At 58.6% G+C, this 817-nt stretch carries 1 protein-coding gene; it reads right to left on the bottom strand.

Annotation, left to right across the window (positions count from 1 at the left end):
• Positions 1-145 precede the first annotated feature (145 nt).
• Complete coding sequence (locus tag NW818_RS06445; RefSeq protein WP_041436880.1) at positions 146-718, bottom strand: phycobiliprotein lyase; 573 nt, start codon at positions 716-718, stop codon at positions 146-148.
• Positions 719-817 lie beyond the last annotated feature (99 nt).

The raw sequence follows: 817 nt of genomic DNA, 5'->3' as shown, positions 1-817 counted from the left end.
ATTATTGACTAGAGTCATGCTCCCCAGGCATCAAAATGCTCCCGGTTGTGGTCGGCCTGGTGTTGATTGGCGTGGAGCAGGTTAATCCCCAGATCCAAGACTTGGTGCATGGCACAACCCGTGTTGCGGTTGAGGAGAAAACGCTCTAGCTGCGGAAAGAGCTGGATTCGGCCACCGTAGGGGTGGGAGAAGGGCCGACGGAGAGTTTACGCACCTCGGAGCAGAAAGAAGCCATGCTGAAGCCACCGAACCGCTTGACAGTGCTGGCCCGCAGGCGCAAGTTGGGGCTGGCAAACCAAATGCGCTCTTCCGACTCAGTCATCTCATACTGGGTGTAAAGGGTAAGGGCGCCATCGGATCCCATGACATAGGTACCGGCCACCGGCACTTTCTCAGCGTAGCCCTGATCCCGCAGCAACTGCCCGCGCATGGGATCGGTCTCATCGGGGATAGGTACCAGCACCACGTCTCCCTTGTACTCTTCGTTGTCCCACTCCTGCTCGCCATCCCACCGCACCCGCGCTGCTCCCACAGCTCGTCGGGGATCCACCCTGAACAACTCGCAAACCCGGATGACTGCTGGATCGGTTGCCGCAAGGGTGGCAATTTGTAGCCGCGACCTCCCACCCTCAGAGCGGCGAAAAGCCAAGTGATGGCTGGTGCGTTGGCACATCCACTCCCCAGCACTGAGGGCGAAAAACTCCATTACGGTCATCATGGCCGACGCGGATCCTCATCGATGGAACAGGGTTTGCCGATCTTAGCTTGCAGAGCAACTCAACGATTTAGCTAACGGTGGTGCGGGGGCAATCAGTCC

Origin of the sequence: Synechococcus sp. R6-5 (assembly GCF_047461775.1) — a bacterium.
Taxonomy (GTDB): Bacteria; Cyanobacteriota; Cyanobacteriia; order Thermostichales; family Thermostichaceae; genus Thermostichus.
Note: the sequence above shows the minus strand (reverse complement) of the source record. Positions and strands in the feature narration are given on the sequence as shown.

Coding starts and splice junctions, on each gene's coding strand:
- NW818_RS06445 (WP_041436880.1), bottom strand. CDS start 718: ATGATGACCGTAATGGAGTTTTTCGCCCTCAGTGCTGGGGAGTGGATG.